Raw genomic sequence first — 2,175 nt, 5'->3', positions numbered from 1 at the left:
GCCATATCTTCGGCCTTCTCGGCCCGAATGGCGCCGGCAAGTCGACCTTTATCAACATCCTGGCAGGCCTCGTCACCAAGACGTCCGGCAAGGCCAGCATATGGGGCATGGACATCGACCAGCATCCGCGTGCGAGCCGGGCGGCGATCGGTGTTGTGAACCAGGAAATCACCATGGACCCCTTCTTCACACCGGAAGAGGCGCTGGAGCTGCAGGCCGGCTTCTATGGCGTGCCGAAATCCGATCGGCGGACCGATGAAATTCTCGAAGCGGTTGGCCTGCTCGACAAGCGCGATGCCTATGTCCGTCAGCTCTCTGGCGGCATGAAGCGGCGTCTCATGGTCGCCAAGGCGCTGGTGCACAACCCGCCTGTCCTGATCCTTGATGAGCCGACCGCCGGTGTCGATGTCGAGCTGCGCCGCTCTCTCTGGAATTACGTCCGCCGCCTGCACGATGAGGGCACGACGATCATCCTGACGACCCATTATCTGGAAGAGGCCGAAGAGCTCTGCGACGAGATCGCCATCGTCAATCATGGCGAAATCATTGCCTGTGAACCAACATCATCGCTGCTGCGCCGCCTCGACCAGCGCATCCTGAAAGTCACCCCGCGCGAGCCGCTGAGCACGCTGCCCCCGGCCCTGTCTGAACTTGATGCCAGGCTCCTGCCATCTGGCGATATAGAGATCAGCTACCGCAATAATGAGACCGGCATCGGCCGCCTGCTCGAACAGGTCCGCGAAGCCGGAATCGGCGTTGCCGACCTCTCGACAGACCAGCCAAACCTCGAAGATGTCTTCGTTGCGATGACGACGGAAACGGCCAGACCCGAAGAGAAGACCGACGCGCAGTCCATTCGCTCCTAGAGTGTTCATATGAGAACCGATCCGCGCGCGCAGGCCCTCCTTGAAGGGCCGATCCTGAAATCATTGCTGACGCTGGCCGTTCCGATCATCATCGCCAACGTGCTGCAGTCGGCTTATCAGCTGATCGACGCCTTCTGGGTCGGACGGCTGGGGGATGCCGCCGTCGCGGCAGTGTCAGTGTCCTTCCCGGTCATTTTCCTGACCATCGCACTTGGCTCGGGCCTTGGGATCGCAGGCTCCATTCTCGTGGCGCAATATTACGGCGCGGACGACCAGAAGATGGTCGACCATGTTGCCGCGCAGACCATTCTCGCAATCGTCGTATCATCCATCCTGCTTGGCGCGGCCGGGTTTGCCATGACGACGACACTGCTCAACATGATGGGCGTGACGCAGGAGGTCTTCGAAGGGGCGAAAGGCTTCATGAATGTCGCCTTCCTGGGCCTCGTCTTCAGTTTCACCTTCATCATGTTCCAGTCGCTGATGCGCGGTGTCGGGGAGGTAAACCTGCCGATCTATATCGTCGGCGGTACGGTTGCGCTGAATGCGGTGCTCGACCCGCTCTTCATCTTTGGTTGGGGCCCTGTGCCGCCCTTTGGCGTGATGGGCGCCGCCATGGCAACCTTCTCGACCCAGGGGCTTGCCTGCGCCATCGGTCTCGGGGTGATGTTTGGCGGCCGGTTCGGCATGAAGATCAGGTGGCGTGATTTCCGACCCGATTTCAGCTTTATCCGAAAAGCCTTCTTCCTCGGCCTGCCCGCCTCCATCGAGATGTCGGCGCGCGCCTTCGGCATCATCATCATGACGTTCCTGATCGCGAGTTTCGGTACACTCGCCATCGCATCCTATGGCGTCGGCACCACGATCCTGCAGATGGTCATGATCCCCGCCCTTGGCCTCTCCATGGCGATCTCGACGCTGGCCGGACAGAATATCGGCGCCGGCAACAAGGACCGTGCAGAACAGATTGGCCGGCTCGGCGCCCTGATTGCCTTCGGGGCATTGTCACTGGCCGGCGTCATCGTCTTTGCCTTTGCGCCAGCCTTCATCGCCTTCTTCGTGCCCGGCGAACCGGACGTGATCAGGGAGGGTGCGGTCTTCCTGCGCACGATGGCGCTGGCCTGGGGCTTCCTCGGCGCGCAGTTCGCGCTGACCGGCGTATTGCGGGCATCCGGCAACATGTTGATCGCCATGATGCTGACGCTCGTCTCGCAATGGGTGATCCAGTTTCCGCTCGCCTATGTCCTCTCCATGCATACGGGACTTGGCATGACTGGCATCTGGTGGGCGTTTCCAGTTACGCATGTGA

At 61.1% G+C, this 2,175-nt stretch carries 2 protein-coding genes; both read left to right on the top strand.

The genetic code is table 11. The features are described 5' to 3' along the window. The coding region (locus tag WA989_RS02905) for an ABC transporter ATP-binding protein (protein ID WP_424339024.1) at positions 1 to 866 on the top strand (866 nt) is incomplete at its 5' end. A 9-nt stretch (positions 867 to 875) separates the two neighbouring features. Then, positions 876 to 2,175: MATE family efflux transporter (locus WA989_RS02900; protein ID WP_424339023.1), on the top strand; the 1,300-nt coding region annotated here is incomplete at its 3' end.

Source organism: Henriciella sp. (assembly GCF_049649345.1).
In the GTDB taxonomy this organism is placed as follows: Bacteria; Pseudomonadota; Alphaproteobacteria; order Caulobacterales; family Hyphomonadaceae; genus Henriciella.
Note: the sequence above shows the minus strand (reverse complement) of the source record. Positions and strands in the feature narration are given on the sequence as shown.